Below are 15783 nucleotides of genomic sequence, written 5' to 3'. Positions count from 1 at the left end.
ATGACCATGACCTTCCATCAACTGATACGCGCCGCCTCGCTCGCCGCAGCACTGTGGATGACCGGGTGCGCCGCAACCGCGCAGCCGATCCAGACCTTCTTCAAGAACGCCGATATGGGCGACGTCGTGCTGTCGCCGTCCGGCCGCAAGCTGGCGCTGCTGTCCAATCAGGGAGCAGACCGCGTGGGGCTCGCGGTGCTTGACCTGTCGCAAGGCAGCCAGGCGCGGCGCATTGCGTATTTCCCCGATGGCGACATCCGCCGCGTGCACTGGATGGGCGACGACCGGCTGGCCTTCAGCGTCTTCCGCGCCGACGACGGTCCGGATCGGTACGGCTCGCCGGCCGCGCTGTACGCGGCCAATAGCGATGGCAGTTCAATCCGGCGGCTGTGGTCGGGCCATCACAGCGTGCTGCGCGTGCCGGCCCCGGTCGCTGGCCAGGCGAACGATCGCATCCTGATGCTTGCCTGGAACGATGAGACATCGACGACGCCGCTGTGGCTTGACACCCGCGTCGGCTCGACGCGCAGGCCGGATCAGCTCGATGCGCCACCGCACGCGGTCGGATGGCTCGCCGACAGCCAGGGCGAGTTGCGAGTGGCCGTCACGCACCACCAGAACAAGAGTGCGGCCTACTGGCGCGCGCCCGGCAGCAGACAGTGGCTTCAGCTCTACGAGAGCGACTCGCTGTCGGTTCCCTTCTACATTGAAGGCGTCGACGATGCGGGCAGCCTTTACGTGACGCGCGCGGAAGGCCCCGAGGGCTATTACTGGCTGTCGCGCTACGACTTCAAGCTCGGCAAGCCGGAGGACCGGTTCATCATCAGGACGCCGGGCTTCGACTTCGACGGCGGACTGGTGCAGAGCGAAGGTCAACTGCTGGGCCTGCGTTTCGTCGTCGATGGCGAGACGACGCACTGGCTCGACCCTGCGATGAAAGCCTTCCAGGATCGGGTGGACCAGATCTTCCCCGGCCGAGTCAATCGCGTCGACTGCCGCCGCTGCGGCGCACCCGACATGGTGGCTGTCGTACGCTCCTACAGCGACCAGGATCCCGGCAAGCTGTATCTCTACCAAGCCCGGCCGGCCGATGGCGAGAAGCCCTGGCGACCTGTCGGCGCCGTGATGAACGGCGTGATTCCCGAGCAGATGGCCGGCATGAGCCTGCAACGTATACGTGCGCGCGACGGTCGCGAGTTGCCGGTCTGGGTAACGCGGCCCAATGCAGCCACCGGACCGCGCCCCGCCGTCGTGCTGGTGCACGGCGGTCCCTGGCTGCGCGGCAACGCCTGGGGCTGGCATGCCATGCCGCAGTTCCTCGCGTCACGGGGCTATGTGGTCATCGAGCCCGAGATGCGTGGCAGCACGGGGTACGGCAAGGCCCACTTCGAGGCGGGTTTCCGACAGTGGGGGCAGGCCATGCAGCACGACGTGGCCGACGCACTGCGCTGGGCGCAGAAGGAAGGCATTGCCAGCGACAAGGCCTGCATAGTCGGCGACAGCTATGGCGGCTACAGCACCCTGATGGGCCTGGCGAACGACCCGGCGCTCTATCGCTGCGGGATCGCGGGCTTCGCGCCGGCCGACCTGGCGCTGTACCTGCAGGGCTCGGCGTGGCTGGCCGACGACATCGGCCCCGAAGTGCGCCGGCACAGCCTGCCCGTGATGGTGGGAGACGCGAGCCGGGAAGCCGCGATGATCGAAGCCCAGTCACCGGTGAAACAGGCGGCAAGGATCAAGGCACCCGTGATGCTGGTGTATGGCGAGATGGACTGGCGCGTGCCCCTGGCCCACGGCGAGCGCCTGCGAAAGGCGATGCGCGACGCGGGTAACGAACCGGTCTGGGTGAGTTACCGCGATGAAGGGCACGGCTTGTACTACCTGAAGAACCGCGTGGATCACGCACAGCGCATGGAAGCCTTCCTGGCCGAGCATCTCAAGCCTTGATCACTCCCTGAACCCGTTGGAATGCCGCCGCCACTCCGGCGGCTTCCAAAAGTGGGCCAGACGCAAAGCCCAGGTCTTCTCGGCGGCCATGTCGCGGAACATCGCCCGCCACTCATGCGCATTCAGCCAGAACAGGTTGTGCGTCGGGAACGGATGCTCCAGCCCGTAGTCCACCGGCTCGCGCTCGGGCTCGAAGGTGCCGAACAGGCGGTCGAAGACGATGAGCATGCCGCCGAAGTTGCGGTCGATGTACTGCGGATTGCGACCATGGTGGGCGCGGTGGTGCGACGGCGTGTTGAAGATGAACTCGAACCACGCCGGCATCTTGTCCACCCAGGTGGTGTGCACGAAGAACTGATAACCCAGGTTCAGCGACAGCGCGAACAGCACCCAGCGCGGCTCGAAGCCCAGCCACACCGCCGGCAGGTAGAACAGCCAGTTGCCGGCGATGGGGTAGAACCAGCTCTGCCGCAGCGCGGTGCCGAAATTCATCTTCTCCGAACCGTGGTGCACGACATGCGCGCACCAGAACCAGCGGATGCGGTGGCTGGCGCGGTGGAACCCGTAGTACAGCAACTCGACGAACAGGAACAGGCCGATGAAGCGCCACACGGTCACGTCGATCGTGAACAGCCGGTGGTCGTACACCCAGCCCATCGCCGGCAGCACCAGCACGGCCAGCAGCAGCAGGTCGGCCACCAGGTAGCTGCCGCCGCTGTTCAGGCTGTCGAAGGTGTCGCGGAAGTCGAACACGCCGGTCTTGCGAAAGCGCCAGGCCTCCATCGCGATGAAGACGCCGAACACGGGCGACAGGATGACCAGCGTGAGGTCGCGCCAGTCGAAGTGGCGTTGGTAGAGGTCGAGCAGCCAGTCCATGGCCGCGATGTTGATCCGAAACGCGCGCCGCTTCTTGACGGCAAACCCCTGGTTTTTGACGGATCACGCCACGCGCTGGGGTGATCCCGCACCGAGACGCATCACGCGCTGCGGGATGATGCCGCGACCATGGACGAGACCCGCGTCGCCGCCAGCTATGTGCGCCTGCTCTTCGAGCACATGGCCGCGCTGGGCCTTGCCGACGCGCTGGGCACGCCGCCCGCCGCCGACGAGGACTTCGTCGCGCTGAAGCGCTGGCAGGCGCTGCTGGCGCACGCGCGCGACCTGGACCCCGGCCCGCGCGCCACCTTCCCGCTGCGGTTGGCGCGGGGCATCGCGCCGCGCCATTTCGGCGTCGTGGGCTTTGCCGCGCTGGCCTGCGGCACGTTGGGTGACGCGCTGCAGCGGCTGGAGCGGCATCACCGCGCGGTTTACGACGTGAACCTGGCGCGCGTGCGCCCGACCGTGCAAGGCCTCAGCATCGAATGGGGCGTGGAGCGCGGCCGGCCCGGTGCGTTGGTGGATGAAACCGCCATCGCCAGCCTCGTGCAACTGACCCGCGACATGACCGGCCGGCCGCTGCGGCCGCTGGCGGTGGACTTCGTCAACCCGCAGCCGCCGGACCTGCGTCCGTACACGGACTTCTTCGGCGCGCCGGTGCGCTTTGACCAGCCCGGCACGCGGCTGCTGCTGGCCGCACAAGACCTGGCCCTGCCGCTGCGCGGCGCCGACGCCGACCTGCTGGCGCTGCTGGATGCGCAGGCCGAGCGGCTGCTGCAGCAGGTGGCCGCCGTCTCGGGGCCGGTGGTCCTTTGGCGCCAGGCTTTGGTGGGGCAGATCCGCAGCGGCCACACATCACTGGCCGACCTCGCCGCCAACCTGCAGATGAGCCCCCGCAGCCTGCAGCGCCGCCTGGCCGAGCAGGGCCACAGCTTCCAGGCCCTGCTGTCCGACACGCGCCGCCAGCTCGCCGAGGCCTATCTGCGCGACCCGCAACTGGAGCTGGCCGAGGTGGCCTTGTTGCTGGGCTATTCCGAACAAAGCGCCTTCACGCGCGCCTTCCGGCAGTGGACGGGCCTTGCGCCGCTGCAATGGCGCCGGCAACACCACAACGCATGACACCCGCACCCTCCGCCGTCGTCGTCGACGGACTGCCTGCCCACGGCCGCCATGCCGGCCGCATCGCCCGCATCGACTGGGCGACGCTGAAGCACAGCCCGGGCTGGCTGTGGCGCCGGCTGCACCACAAGCGCTGGCAGTACGTGGGGCTGGGCAATAACGAGGTGTTCATCGGCGTCGCCATCGTGGACCTGGGCTGGACGGCCACGGCCTTCGCCTATCTGTTCGACCGCGGCGAGCGCCGGCTGCGGGCAGACTGGCACCAGGACGGCCTGCCCGGGCTGCAGGCCCGAGTGTCGGACGAGCCGCTGGCCGGCGCCCACGCCTGGTTTCGCGGCCCCGCCGCCCGCCTCAGCCTGCAACACCAGCCCGACGACAGCCTGGAGCTGCAGGTCGACACCCGGGCATTGCGCCTGCATGCGCGGCTGGAACTGGCCGACATGGCGCCGCCGCTGTTGGCCATCGGCCCCATCGCCGGCGGCCTGGCGCACGCCACGCAGAAGACGACCGCGCTGCCCGTCCAGGGCTGGGCGGAGGCCGGCGGGCGGCGCTTTCTGCTGGACGGCGCGTTCGCGGCGGTGGACGCCTCCAACGGCCTGCTGGCCCGCAACACCGCCTGGCGCTGGGCCAGCGCGCACGGCCCGGGGGTGGGCTTCAACCTGCAACAAGGCTATTTCGGCGACCAGGAGAACCTACTCTGGCTGGACGGCCACCCCATCGCGCTGGGCACGGCGCGGTTCGAGTTCGACGCCGCCCAGCCGCTGCAGCCCTGGCGCGTGCACACCGACGACGGCCTGCTTGACCTGACCTTCACGCCCGAAGGCCTGCGCCAGGACAGCCGCAACCTGGGCTTCGCCGCCAGCCACTATGTGCAGCCCGTGGGCACGTTCTCCGGCTGGGTGCGTGCCGACACGGCCGCAGCGCGGCGCGACGTGCAAGCCCTGCTGGGCGTGACCGAAGACCACCGCTCGCGCTGGTGACGCGGGCGGCAATCCGCCACGAAGTCCGCCATCTCATGGTGATGGCCCGCACGGGCGCCACTACAGTGCAGCTTGGCTGAAAAACACCCCCCGATCGATGCGGCCCGCGCCCAGCAACCCCGGCTTCCTTGCCGCCGGCATCGCCCTCACCGTGGCGATGCTGCTGGGCCAGTCCTGGCTCCCGCCGCGCACGATGGAACTGACCCGGCCGGGCGTGGCCAGCAACTTCTTCCTGGTCGGCGCCCAGCAGGCCGTTGAAGGCCAGGACGAACCACCGGTGCGCTGGGTCGATGTCGACCGGCGGCATTGGCGCTGCCACTACCGCGGCATCGACGGCCGCCAGGGCTGCGGCCTGACCTTCATGCTGGGCGACGCCGAGAAGGGCCACGGCCTGGACCTCAGCCACTTCGACACCCTCCACATGGAGCTGCGCTACAAGGGCAGCTCGCCCTTCGTGCGCGTGGCGCTGCGCAACTTCGACGCGCGCTTCTCCAAGCCCGAGGATGGCAACAGCGCCCGCATGCAGTCGGTGAACCTGCGCCAGCGCGACGTGGCCAAACCGGTGGACATCGAGATGGCCGAGCTGACCGTGCCCGAGTGGTGGATGCAGCAGTTCGACCTGGCGCGCGAGTACAACCGCCCCAGCCTGGAGAACGTGACCTCGTTCACCGTGGACCTGCCGGCCGACCTCAGCGGCCACCCGCAGGACCTGGTGCTGCGCAGCCTCACGCTGAAGGGCGAATGGATCAGCCGCGACCGCGTCTACCTGGGCATCCTGTGCCTGTGGCTGCTGGGCGCCAGCGTGCTGGCCATGTGGCGCTGGCAAGAACTGCGGCAGCGCGACCGCCGCCAGCAACGCGAGATCGATGCGCTGACCGCGCGCACGCGCCAGCTGCGTGTGGAGCAGGACCAGTTGCGCCGCCTCGCCACCATCGACGAGCTGACCGGCGTGCTGAACCGCCGCGGCCTGGAGACGGCACTGGACGACCTGGAAGCCCAGGCCGAGACGCTGGGCCTGGTGCTGCTGGACATCGACTACTTCAAGCACATCAACGACCGTTGGGGCCACGCGGCCGGTGACGAGGTGCTGCGCCGCGTGGCCGCCATCGTGTCGGCCAACCTGCGCAACGCCGACGTCGTCGGCCGCTGGGGCGGCGAGGAGTTCCTCATCGTCTGCCGCTGCCGCCACATCGACGAGCCGGCCGCGCTGGCCGACAAGCTGCGCGCGGCACTCGCGGCGGGCACCGTGGATCCCAAGGGCCGCTTCGGCATCACCGCGAGTTTTGGCGTGACGCTGGTGCCACCGGGCGCCGCCACACACCGGGCATTCCGGCGCGCCGACGCAGCGCTCTACCGCGCCAAGGAAGCAGGCCGCAACCGGGTGGAGCTGGGCAACGCCCAGGACGCGGCGACGACGATGTGAAGTCGCCGCCGCGCGTTGCCGGTCAGTGCACCACCCGCCCGAACGAGAACTCCCCGCCGTCCACATCCACCGGGATCACATCCTTCGGGCCGAACTTGCCCTGCAGGATGAGCCTGGACAGCGGGTTCTCCACGCGCTGCTGGATGGCGCGCTTGAGCGGCCGGGCGCCGAACACCGGGTCGAAGCCGACCTTGGCGATCTCGTCCAACGCCGCGTCGGACACGTCCAGCTTCATCTCCATCTTGTCCAGCCGCGCTTCCAGCTGGCGCAGCTGGATCTTCGCGATGGACTTGATGTGCGCGGCACCCAGCGCGTGGAAGATGACGGTCTCGTCGATGCGATTCAGGAACTCGGGCCGGAAGTGGCTCTTGACCTCACTCCACACCGCCTCGCGGATGACGTCGTCGCCCTGGTCGGACAGCGCCATGATGTGCTGCGAGCCGAGGTTGGACGTCATCACGATGACGGTGTTCTTGAAGTCCACCGTTCGGCCCTGGCCGTCGGTCAGGCGGCCATCGTCCAGCACCTGCAGCAGCACGTTGAAGACGTCAGGGTGCGCTTTCTCGACCTCGTCCAGCAGCAGCACCGAGTAGGGTTTGCGGCGCACGGCTTCGGTCAACGTGCCCCCTTCCTCGTAGCCGACGTAGCCCGGAGGCGCGCCGATCAGGCGGCTGACCGAGTGCTTCTCCATGAACTCGCTCATGTCGATGCGCACCATGTGGTCTTCGCTGTCGAACAGGAAGCCGGCCAGCGCCTTGCACAGCTCGGTCTTGCCGACGCCGGTGGGGCCCAGGAACAGGAAGCTGCCCAGCGGCCGGTTGGGGTCGGACAACCCGGCGCGTGAGCGGCGGATCGCATCGGACACGGCCTGGATGGCTTCGTCCTGGCCCACCACGCGCTCGTGCAGCTTGGCTTCCATCTGCAGCAGCTTCTCGCGCTCGCCCTGCATCAGCTTGGAGACCGGGATCCCTGTGGCGCGGGCCACGACCTCGGCAATCTCCTCGGCGCCCACCAGCGTGCGCAGCAGCTGCGGGCGGGTGGCGTCGCCCGCTTTCTTGCCGGCTTCCTTGGCTTGCGCGTCGTGCAGCTGCTTCTCCAGCTCGGGCAGGCGGCCGTACTGCAGCTCGGCGACCTTGTTGAAGTCGCCCTTGCGCTTGAACTCCTCGATCTGCTGGCGGATGCGGTCAATCTCTTCCTTCACGTGCGCCGAGCCCTGGGCCTGCGCCTTCTCGGCGGTCCAGATCTCTTCCAGATCGTCGTACTCGCGCTGCAGCTTCAGCAGCTCTTCCTCGATCAGCGCAAAGCGCTTCTGCGAGCCCTCGTCCTTCTCCTTGCGCACGGCCTCGCGCTCGATCTTGAGCTGGATCATGCGGCGGTCGAGGCGGTCCATCGCCTCGGGCTTGGAGTCGATCTCGATCTTGATCTTGGCCGCGGCCTCGTCGATGAGGTCGATGGCCTTGTCGGGCAGGAAACGGTCGGTGATGTAGCGGTGGCTCAGCTCGGCCGCGGCGACGATGGCGGGGTCGGTGATCTCCACGCCATGGTGCACCTCGTACTTTTCCTGCAGCCCGCGCAGGATGGCGATGGTGGCCTCCACGCTGGGCTCGTCGACCAGCACCTTCTGGAAACGGCGCTCCAGCGCGGCGTCCTTCTCGACGTACTTGCGGTATTCGTCCAGCGTCGTCGCGCCGATGCAGTGCAGCTCACCGCGCGCCAGCGCGGGCTTGAGCATGTTGCCGGCGTCGATGGCGCCCTCGGCCTTGCCGGCGCCCACCATGGTGTGAATCTCGTCGATGAACAGGATGGTCTGGCCGGCGTCCTGGCTCACTTCCTTCAGCACGCCCTTCAGGCGCTCCTCGAAGTCGCCGCGGTACTTGGCGCCGGCCAGCAGCAGCGCCATGTCGAGCACCAGCACGCGCTTGTTCTTCAGGCTGTCGGGCACCTCGCCGTTGACGATGCGCTGCGCCAGGCCTTCGACGATGGCCGTCTTGCCCACACCCGGCTCGCCGATCAGCACCGGGTTGTTCTTGCTGCGGCGCTGCAGCACCTGGATGGCGCGGCGGATCTCCTCGTCGCGGCCGATGACCGGGTCCAGCTTGCCCAGGCGGGCGCGCTCGGTCAGGTCCAGCGTGTATTTCTTCAGCGCCTCGCGCTGGCCTTCGGCATCGGCCGAATCCACGTTCTGACCGCCTCGCACGGCCTGGATGGCGGCCTCCAGCGCCTTGCGCGTCAGACCATGGCCGCGCACGACGCCGGCCAGGTCGGTCTTGGCGTCGGCCAGCGCCAGCAGGAACATCTCGCTGGCGATGAACTGGTCACCGCGCTTGGTGGCTTCCTTCTCGGCCGCCTGCAGCAGGCTGACCAGGTCGCGGCTGGCCTGCACAGTCTGGCCCGCGCCGCTGACCTGCGGCAGGCCGGCCATCAGCCCGTCCAGCGCCGTCTTCAGGCCGGCGGCATTGATGCCCGCACGCTCCAGCAGCGCCCGCGGGCCGTCATCCTGGGCCAGCATGGCCGCCAGCACATGGACAGGCTCGATGTAGGGGTTGTCGCGGCCCAGGGCAAGGCTCTGTGCTTCGCCCAGGGCTTCCTGGAAACGGGTGGTCAACTTGTCGGCACGCATGGAATCCTCCGGTTGCGAAGCCAAGTGGGCGCCGGGCGCCGCTTTTCAAGCCGTCAAAACAGCGTCTGCACCAGTCTCATGCCCAGCCACGCGGCAAAAAGCGCTCCCAGCACATGCGCCAGCGTGTGGGCAGCCGCCATGGCGAAATCCCCGTGGCGCAGCAAGGCCAGCGACTCGCCGGAGAACGCCGAGAACGTCGTCAGCCCGCCCAGGAAGCCGGTGACCAGCAAAAGTTTCAGCAACTCGTTCGGCTGGCGGCCGAACCACTCCAGCGCGATGCCCACCAGCAGCCCGCCGACCAGATTGACCAGCAGCGTGCCCAGCGGGAAACCCGCCCAGCGTGCGTTGAACAGCATGCCGGCCTGCCAGCGCACCAAGGCGCCCAACGCCGCCCCCAGGGCCACGGCCGCTGCGTTCACACGGCGTTCCCGACAGCAATGCCCCAGCGCGCCAGCGCCTCGTCGTCGGCCACGCGGGCATCCACCCACTGGGCGCCGTCGGCCGTGTATTCCTTCTTCCAGAACGGCGCCTGCGTCTTCAGGTAGTCCATCAGGAACTCGCAGGCCTGGAAGGCCTGGCCTCGGTGGGCGCTGCTGACCAGCACCGCCACGATCTGGTCGCCCGCCTGCAGCAGCCCCACACGGTGGATGACCTTGGCGGCGCGGATGTTGAAGCGCGCCAGCGCCTCGTCCACCATCGCCTCGATGGCCGTCTCGGTCATGCCGGGGTAGTGCTCCAGCTCCATCTGGCTGACGGCCGCGCCGCTGCCGATCTCGCGCACGGTGCCCACGAAAACAGCCACCGCGCCCACGCCGCCATCCCCTGCTCGAAGGGCTGCGGCCTCGCGGCTCAGGTCAAAGTCCTGCGTCTGGATGCACACTCTCGCCATGGCACGGATTCTCGCCCCGGCCGGCGGTGAGATTCACCTGTTTGGGGCAAATGCCGCCACGCCGTGGCCCCATACTGGACGCCATTTCTGTTCAAGAACCACAAGCGAGACCAACACATGGCTCTGATGGATTTCATCAAGAAACAGTTCATCGACGTCATCCAGTGGACGGAAGACAGCGACGGCACGCTGTCGTGGCGCTTCCCGATGGCCGGCATGGAAATCCAGAACGGCGGCCAGCTCGTCGTGCGCGAATCGCAAGTCGCCGTCTTCGTCAATGAAGGCCAGGTGGCCGACGTGTTCGGCCCCGGCACGCACAAGCTGACGACGCAGACGCTGCCGGTGCTGACCTATCTGAAGAACTGGGACAAGCTGTTCGAATCGCCCTTCAAGAGCGATGTCTACTTCTTCAGCACGCGCCAGCAGATCGACCAGCGCTGGGGCACCAGCCAGCCGGTGGCCATCCGCGACAAGGACTTCGGCGCCGTGCGCCTGCGCGCCTTCGGCAACTACGCCTACCGCATCGCCGATCCCAAGGTCTTCCACAGCCAGATCTCGGGCACGCGCGAGCGCTACACGGTGGCCGACCTGGAAGGCCAGCTGCGCGGCCTGATGCTGCAGCACATCAGCGACGCCGTGGCCGGCAGCGGAACGCCCTTCCTGGACCTGGCCGCCAACCAGGTCGAGTTCGCCGCCGCGCTGAAGGAAGCCACCGCACCGTCGTTCGCGTCGCTGGGTCTGGAGCTGATCTCGGTGACGATGCAGAACGTGTCGCTGCCCGAGGAGCTGCAGAAGATCCTGGACCAGCGCATCGGCATGGGCATCATTGGCCAGAACATGGGCCAGTTCATGCAGTACCAAGCCGCGCAGGCGCTGCCCGAGATGGCCAAGGGTGCGGCCAATGGCGGCAGCGGCATTGCCGGCGAAGCCATCGGCCTGGGTGCCGGTGTGGCGCTGGGCCAGACGCTGGCGCAGACGCTGGGCCAGGGCCTGGCCGGCGTGGGCGCCGCAGCACCCGCCCCGGCGGCCAGCAAGCCCGACGACATCGTTGCGCTGCTGGAAAAGCTCGGCGACCTCAAGGCCAAGGGCATCCTGACCGACGAGGAATTCGCCGCGAAGAAGGCTGACCTGCTGAAGAAACTTGGCTGATCAGGCGCCAGCCGCCCAACGGCGGTGGCGTGCCTCGTGCCCCAACTGCGGGGCACCGGTCGAGTTCGCCAGCGCAGCGTCCAGCACGGCCGTCTGCGGCTTCTGCCGCAGCACGCTGGTGCGCGACGGCGACGTGCTGGAGCGCATCGGCCAGAGCGCCGAGATCTTTGAAGACTATTCGCCGCTGCAGCTGGGCGCCACCGGGCGCTTTGCGGGCAGCGGCTTTGCCGTCGTGGGCCGCGTGCAGCGCGGCTCGGAGCTGGGCAACTGGAACGAATGGCATCTGCTGTTCGACGCAGGCGACACCCCTCGCGTGGCATGGCTCAGCGAGGACAACGGCCAGTTCGTCCTCAGCCTCGAAGCCCCGCTGACCGAAGCGCCGCCGGCCGATCCTCAGGTCGGCCTGCCGCTGACGCTGGGCGGCCAGCGCTGGCAGGTCGCCGCCGTCGTCGAGGCCGCCGTGCGCGCCGCCGAGGGCGAGCTGCCGCGCGTGCCGCGCACGGGCCGCGTCGTCGAGCTGCGCAACGAGCGCGACGAGGTCGGTTCGCTGGAGTACCGCGAGGACGGCCCGCCGGTCTGGTCCATAGGCCGGGGCGTGCAACTGGCCGACCTGGCGCTGCAAGGCCTGCGCAGCACGGCCGAGGGCGAGTCCGTCGCCGAGGCCAAGTTCAAGGGCCGCAGCATTGCCTGCCCCAGTTGCGGCTCGCCGCTGGAGCCCAAGCTGTCGCAGACCAGGAGCATGGTCTGCGCGCAATGCCATGCCGTCGTCGATCTGCCCGAGGGCGACGCCAAGGCGCTGGGCTTTACCGCGCAGTCGCCCGAGAACCCGCCGCTGATCCCGCTGGGCCGCACCGGCACGCTGGCGATCGACGGCGAGAAGGCGCAGGCCTGGCAGGTCGTCGGCTACCAGGAGCGCTGCGACATCCCGGAAGACGCCGAGGACGAACAGAGCTTCTGGCGCGAGTACCTGCTGTTCAACCGCCTGGCCGGCTTCGCCTTCCTCGTCGACACGCAGGAGGGCTGGAGCCTCGTTCGCACGCTGACCGGCGCGCCCAGCACGCAACGCGGCAGCGCCACCTGGCAGAGCCGCGCCTACGCCGAGCGCTGGACCTACCAGGCCAAGAACACCTATGTGCTGGGCGAGTTCTACTGGCCCGTGCGGCTGGACGACCGCGTGCGCGTGACCGACTATGCCAGCCGCGACGGCCAGTACCTGCTCAGCCGCGAACAGCAGGGCCCGGAGGTCACCTGGAGCGCCGGGCGCACGCTGCCGGCCGCCGACGTGCAGAAGGCCTTCGGCCTCAGCGCGCCGGCAGCGACCTTCTCGCGCGACGCCTCCGCGTTCAAGAACAGCGGCGGCAAGCTGCTGGTCTACATCGTCGTGGGTCTGTTCCTGATGGTCATCCTGGGCACGCTGCTGCGCGCCTGCTCCAGCGACGACTGCCAGCAGTACAAGAACAGCTTCGGCGAGAACAGCAACGAATACCGCCAATGCCGCACGCGTTCCAGCGGCAGCGGCGTCTACATCCCCAGTGGCGGCAGCTACGGCGGCTACAGCAGCGGTGGCGGCAGCCACAAATAAGACGACCCCCAAGGAGTTCGCACCATGACCCTCGACTGGCTCAAGCCCGAAGTCATCCTCGGCACGACGATGTATGCCGTCATCGGCGTCGTCATCTTCTGGGTGTGCTTCATCATCGTGGACAAGATCACCCCCTACAAGCTGTGGGAGGAACTGGTCGAGCACAAGAACCTGGCACTGGCCATCGTGGTCGGGGCCATGTGCATCTCCATCGGCAACATCGTCGCTGCGGCGATCCATGGCTGAACTGGACTTCGCCACGCTGACCGGCAACGCCCACGAAGACTGGACGCTGTTCGCGATCCGCTTCCACGACAGGCCCGGCGCGGGCGACCTGCGCCAGCAGTTGCTGCAGGCGCACCTGCAATGGGTGGCGGCACAGGGCGACGCGCTGCGCGTGGCCGGCTCGCTGCGCGAGTCGCCCGAAGCCACGCCGGTGGGCGCGCTGTGGGTGGTGCGTGCGCCAGACAAGGCCGCCGTCGAGGCGCTGATCGCCACCGACCCGTTCACCACCGGCGGCCTGCGCGCCGGCTGGGACATCTTCTACTGGAGCAAGGCGCTGCCCTTACCCACTTCGTTCTAGCCGACACTCGCGGTCCGCTGAACGACTGCAAAGGCAAGCCATGAGCTTCTCCTTCCGCGGCCTCACCCAGGCCCTGCTCCTGACCGTCGCCCTCCCCGTGTTTGCGGCCGACGCGCCGCCTGACGTGGCCGTCTTCGTCGCCAGGCTCGACGTCAAGGCCGGCACGATCACCGAGGCCCGCAACATCACGCCGGGCAAGGGCAGCCACTTCCAGCCGGCCTTCACGCCGGACGGCAACGCGGTGGTTTACGCGGCGACCCGCGGCGATACCAACAACATCTACCGCCACGACCTGCTCAGCGGCAAGACCGCCGCCGTCACCGACACCACCGAAAAGCTCTACTCGCCCACGCCGCTGGCCGACGGCAGCGGCTTCTCGGCCATCCGCGTCATCACCGCCGACCCGGCCTACGGCATCGAGATGAACGAGCCGTCGCTGTGGCGCTTCGGCTGGGACGGCAAGCCCGTCGCGCCGGTCGTGCCCACCAAGCGCATCGGCTACCACGCATGGATCAACCCGGACCTGATCGCGGCCTTCGTCGTCGACGACGTGCCGCAGCGCAACGACCACAAGGCCGTGCTCATCTCCCGCACGACCGGCCAGCAGACGCTGCTGACCACCAAGCCTGGCCGGTCGCTGGGCCGCACGGCGGACGGCAAGCGCGCGCTCTTCGTCGACCAGACCGACGCCAACCGCTGGATCATTGCCGCCCAGGGCCCCGGCGACGCCAAGCCGCAGGTGTTGATCGAAACCCCGCCGCTGCCCGAAGGCGACAAGCCGGCCAACCGCCCGCAGTACTTCGTCAGCCTGCCCGACGGTTCTTTCATCATGGCACGCGGCCACCTGTTCCTACGCTGGGACGGCAAAGCCGGCAGCGGCTTCCAGCCCCTGGCCGATCTGCCCGAGCTGGGCGGCGCGGTACGCAACATCGCGGCGAGCGCGGACGGCACAAAGCTGGCGTTCTCGGTGACGCTGAACCCGCCCAAGCCTTGAAAGCTGCATGACGGACGCCACCACCGCTTCTCCCTCCCGGGTCTCGGCCGCCGAAGCGCTGCTGCTCGTCAGCGTCTTCTTCATCGCGGCCTGCGGCCTGGTCTATGAGCTGGCCGCCGGTGCGCTGGCCAGCTACCTGCTGGGCGACTCGGTGCTGCAGTTCTCCACCGTCATCGGCGTCTACCTGTTCGCGATGGGGCTGGGCTCCTGGCTGTCGCGCTTCGTCGAGCGGCAACTGGTGGGCGTGTTCCTGCAGGTGGAACTGCTGGTGGGAGTCATCGGCGGGCTGATGCCGGCCGCGCTGTTCGCCGTGCACAGCCTGCTGCCGCCCGGCGCGGACACGCCGTTCCGCGTGCTGCTGTACGGACTGGTGCTGCTGGTGGGCACGCTGGTGGGGCTGGAGATTCCGCTGGTCATGCGCATCCTGAAGCGCCACTTCAGCGCGCGCTACGGGCTCAAGGACCTGGTCTCGCAGGTGCTGACCTTCGACTACCTCGGCGCGCTGCTGGTCGCGCTGGCCTTCCCGCTGGTGCTGGTGCCGCACCTGGGCCTGGTGCGCACGGGCGTCGTGTTCGGGCTGATCAACGTGGCGGTCGCGATCTGGGCGCTGTGGCTGTTTCGCGCCGAGGTGCGGGCCCGGTCCTCCATGGTCGCTGCCTGCGCGCTGTCCACCGGGCTGCTGATGGCCGCACTGCTGGGCGCCGACCGGCTGACCACCTGGGCCGAGGACCGCTTCTATGGCGAGGACATCGTCTTCAAGCAGAGCAGCGCTTACCAGCGCATCGTCGTCACCGAGGGCCGCGCCGGCACGCGGCTGTTCCTGAACGGCAACCTGCAGTTCCACTCCAAGGACGAGTACCGGTACCACGAGGCACTGGTGCAGCCGGCCATGGCTGCGCATGGCGCGCCGAAGCGCGTGCTGGTGCTGGGTGGCGGCGACGGCATGGCCGTGCGCGAGGTGCTGCGCCACCCCGGCGTCGAGCAGGTCACGCTGGTGGAGCTGGACCCGCTGATGACCACGCTTTTCCGCGATTCGCCCAAGCTCGCCGCGCTGAACGGCCATGCGCTGTCTTCGCCCAAGCTGCGCATCATCAACACCGACGCCTTTGGCTGGCTGGAGCAGCAGACGGAGACCTTCGACGTCATCGTCATCGACTTCCCCGACCCGTCCAACTTCGCGTTGGGCAAGCTCTACACGGCCAGCTTCTACGAGTTTGTGGACCAGCACCTGAGCGCGGGCGGCTACGCGGTGGTGCAGACCACGTCGCCATTGATCGCGCGGCGCAGCTACTGGACCGTGGTGACCACCATCGAATCCGTCGGCCTGACCGCCACGCCGTATCACGCGCACGTGCCGTCGTTCGGCGAATGGGGCTTCATCCTCGCGTCGCGCCGGCCGTTCCGCATGCCGACGGAGTTCCCCGCCGGCCTGCGCTTCGTGACGCCGCAGACGCTGCCCACGCTGCTGGCCTTTCCGCCCGACATGGCCCGCGTGCCCACCGACGTGAACCGGCTGTCCAACCAGGTGCTGGTGCAGACCTTCGAGGAGGAGTGGGGCGCGGTGCACTGAGGAACGCCGATTGCCGGGAACCGGGATCGCGGTACATCGTGCCGATGCCAG

The 15783-nt window shown here is 68.6% G+C and carries 14 protein-coding genes; 10 read left to right on the top strand and 4 right to left on the bottom strand.

Annotated features, from left to right (window positions below; genetic code table 11):
* The first annotated feature begins 6 nt into the window (after window positions 1-6).
* Entirely contained in the window at window positions 7-1947 is a 1941-nt protein-coding gene (locus tag J2X21_RS03705) for a S9 family peptidase (protein ID WP_310325008.1), read from the top strand.
* Here J2X21_RS03705 and J2X21_RS03700 read toward each other — a convergent pair whose 3' ends face one another.
* Complete coding sequence (locus J2X21_RS03700; protein WP_310325006.1) at window positions 1948-2823, bottom strand: sterol desaturase family protein; 876 nt, start codon at window positions 2821-2823, stop codon at window positions 1948-1950.
* A gap of 129 nt (window positions 2824-2952) precedes the next feature.
* Here J2X21_RS03700 and J2X21_RS03695 point away from each other — a divergent pair, with 129 nt between their 5' ends.
* The 3 genes from J2X21_RS03695 (at window position 2953) to J2X21_RS03685 (ending at window position 6345) form a co-directional block, all read left to right on the top strand.
* A complete protein-coding gene (locus J2X21_RS03695; protein ID WP_310325003.1) occupies window positions 2953-3942 on the top strand; it encodes an AraC family transcriptional regulator in 990 nt (329 codons plus the stop codon).
* Window positions 3939-4922: a DUF2804 domain-containing protein gene (locus J2X21_RS03690; protein WP_310325001.1), complete on the top strand. Its 984-nt coding sequence runs from the start codon at window positions 3939-3941 to the stop codon at window positions 4920-4922. The genes J2X21_RS03695 and J2X21_RS03690 overlap by 4 nt, the downstream gene beginning before the upstream one ends.
* Window positions 4923-5019: 97 nt before the next feature.
* Window positions 5020-6345 carry a GGDEF domain-containing protein gene (locus J2X21_RS03685; RefSeq protein WP_310324999.1) on the top strand — a complete coding sequence of 442 codons (1326 nt, stop codon included), beginning with the start codon at window positions 5020-5022 and terminating at the stop codon, window positions 6343-6345.
* A gap of 22 nt (window positions 6346-6367) precedes the next feature.
* Here J2X21_RS03685 and clpB read toward each other — a convergent pair whose 3' ends face one another.
* The 3 genes from clpB to J2X21_RS03670 are packed head-to-tail and all read right to left on the bottom strand — an operon-like array spanning window position 6368 to window position 9854.
* On the bottom strand, window positions 6368-8965 hold the full coding sequence (gene clpB / locus J2X21_RS03680; RefSeq protein WP_310324996.1) for an ATP-dependent chaperone ClpB: 2598 nt from the start codon (window positions 8963-8965) through the stop codon (window positions 6368-6370).
* A 53-nt stretch (window positions 8966-9018) separates the two neighbouring features.
* On the bottom strand, window positions 9019-9384 hold the full coding sequence (gene crcB / locus J2X21_RS03675) for a fluoride efflux transporter CrcB (protein WP_310324994.1): 366 nt from the start codon (window positions 9382-9384) through the stop codon (window positions 9019-9021).
* On the bottom strand, window positions 9381-9854 hold the full coding sequence (locus J2X21_RS03670) for a molybdenum cofactor biosynthesis protein MoaE (RefSeq protein WP_310324991.1): 474 nt from the start codon (window positions 9852-9854) through the stop codon (window positions 9381-9383). Before J2X21_RS03670 ends, crcB begins: the two co-directional genes overlap by 4 nt.
* 117 nt (window positions 9855-9971) lie before the next feature.
* On the opposite strand from J2X21_RS03670, the gene J2X21_RS03665 reads away from it, so the two are divergent.
* Genes J2X21_RS03665 through J2X21_RS03640 form a run of 6 tightly spaced genes read left to right on the top strand, consistent with a single transcriptional unit; the run spans window position 9972 to window position 15732 of the window.
* Window positions 9972-11003 carry an SPFH domain-containing protein gene (locus tag J2X21_RS03665; RefSeq protein WP_310324988.1) on the top strand — a complete coding sequence of 344 codons (1032 nt, stop codon included), beginning with the start codon at window positions 9972-9974 and terminating at the stop codon, window positions 11001-11003.
* The gene (locus J2X21_RS03660; RefSeq protein ID WP_310324985.1) at window positions 10996-12585 is read left to right on the top strand and encodes a DUF4178 domain-containing protein; all 1590 of its coding nucleotides are present in this window, start codon (window positions 10996-10998) and stop codon (window positions 12583-12585) included. The genes J2X21_RS03665 and J2X21_RS03660 overlap by 8 nt, the downstream gene beginning before the upstream one ends.
* Window positions 12586-12609: 24 nt before the next feature.
* Window positions 12610-12831: a DUF350 domain-containing protein gene (locus J2X21_RS03655; RefSeq protein ID WP_310324983.1), complete on the top strand. Its 222-nt coding sequence runs from the start codon at window positions 12610-12612 to the stop codon at window positions 12829-12831.
* Window positions 12824-13168 (top strand): YciI family protein, encoded by a 345-nt coding sequence (locus J2X21_RS03650; protein WP_310324981.1) that lies wholly within the window; start codon window positions 12824-12826, stop codon window positions 13166-13168. Before J2X21_RS03655 ends, J2X21_RS03650 begins: the two co-directional genes overlap by 8 nt.
* Window positions 13169-13208: 40 nt before the next feature.
* Entirely contained in the window at window positions 13209-14162 is a 954-nt protein-coding gene (locus tag J2X21_RS03645) for a TolB family protein (protein WP_310324978.1), read from the top strand.
* 7 nt (window positions 14163-14169) lie between these two features.
* Entirely contained in the window at window positions 14170-15732 is a 1563-nt protein-coding gene (locus J2X21_RS03640) for a polyamine aminopropyltransferase (protein ID WP_310324976.1), read from the top strand.
* Window positions 15733-15783 lie beyond the last annotated feature (51 nt).

The sequence above is a fragment of the Roseateles asaccharophilus genome (genome assembly GCF_031458115.1).
Lineage (GTDB): Bacteria > Pseudomonadota > Gammaproteobacteria > Burkholderiales > Burkholderiaceae_C > Pelomonas > Pelomonas asaccharophilus_A.
This window is presented reverse-complemented; position numbering and strand designations above follow the sequence as displayed.

What these genes read in the sequence shown, in the direction of transcription:
- J2X21_RS03645 (WP_310324978.1), top strand. Translation starts at nt 13,209, where the DNA reads ATGAGCTTCTCCTTCCGCGGCCTCACCCAGGCCCTGCTCCTGACCGTC.
- J2X21_RS03650 (WP_310324981.1), top strand. Translation starts at nt 12,824, where the DNA reads ATGGCTGAACTGGACTTCGCCACGCTGACCGGCAACGCCCACGAAGAC.
- J2X21_RS03705 (WP_310325008.1), top strand. Translation starts at nt 7, where the DNA reads ATGACCTTCCATCAACTGATACGCGCCGCCTCGCTCGCCGCAGCACTG.
- J2X21_RS03665 (WP_310324988.1), top strand. Translation starts at nt 9,972, where the DNA reads ATGGCTCTGATGGATTTCATCAAGAAACAGTTCATCGACGTCATCCAG.
- J2X21_RS03695 (WP_310325003.1), top strand. Translation starts at nt 2,953, where the DNA reads ATGGACGAGACCCGCGTCGCCGCCAGCTATGTGCGCCTGCTCTTCGAG.
- clpB (WP_310324996.1), bottom strand. Translation starts at nt 8,965, where the DNA reads ATGCGTGCCGACAAGTTGACCACCCGTTTCCAGGAAGCCCTGGGCGAA.
- J2X21_RS03655 (WP_310324983.1), top strand. Translation starts at nt 12,610, where the DNA reads ATGACCCTCGACTGGCTCAAGCCCGAAGTCATCCTCGGCACGACGATG.
- J2X21_RS03685 (WP_310324999.1), top strand. Translation starts at nt 5,020, where the DNA reads ATGCGGCCCGCGCCCAGCAACCCCGGCTTCCTTGCCGCCGGCATCGCC.
- J2X21_RS03690 (WP_310325001.1), top strand. Translation starts at nt 3,939, where the DNA reads ATGACACCCGCACCCTCCGCCGTCGTCGTCGACGGACTGCCTGCCCAC.
- J2X21_RS03640 (WP_310324976.1), top strand. Translation starts at nt 14,170, where the DNA reads ATGACGGACGCCACCACCGCTTCTCCCTCCCGGGTCTCGGCCGCCGAA.
- J2X21_RS03700 (WP_310325006.1), bottom strand. Translation starts at nt 2,823, where the DNA reads ATGGACTGGCTGCTCGACCTCTACCAACGCCACTTCGACTGGCGCGAC.
- J2X21_RS03670 (WP_310324991.1), bottom strand. Translation starts at nt 9,854, where the DNA reads ATGGCGAGAGTGTGCATCCAGACGCAGGACTTTGACCTGAGCCGCGAG.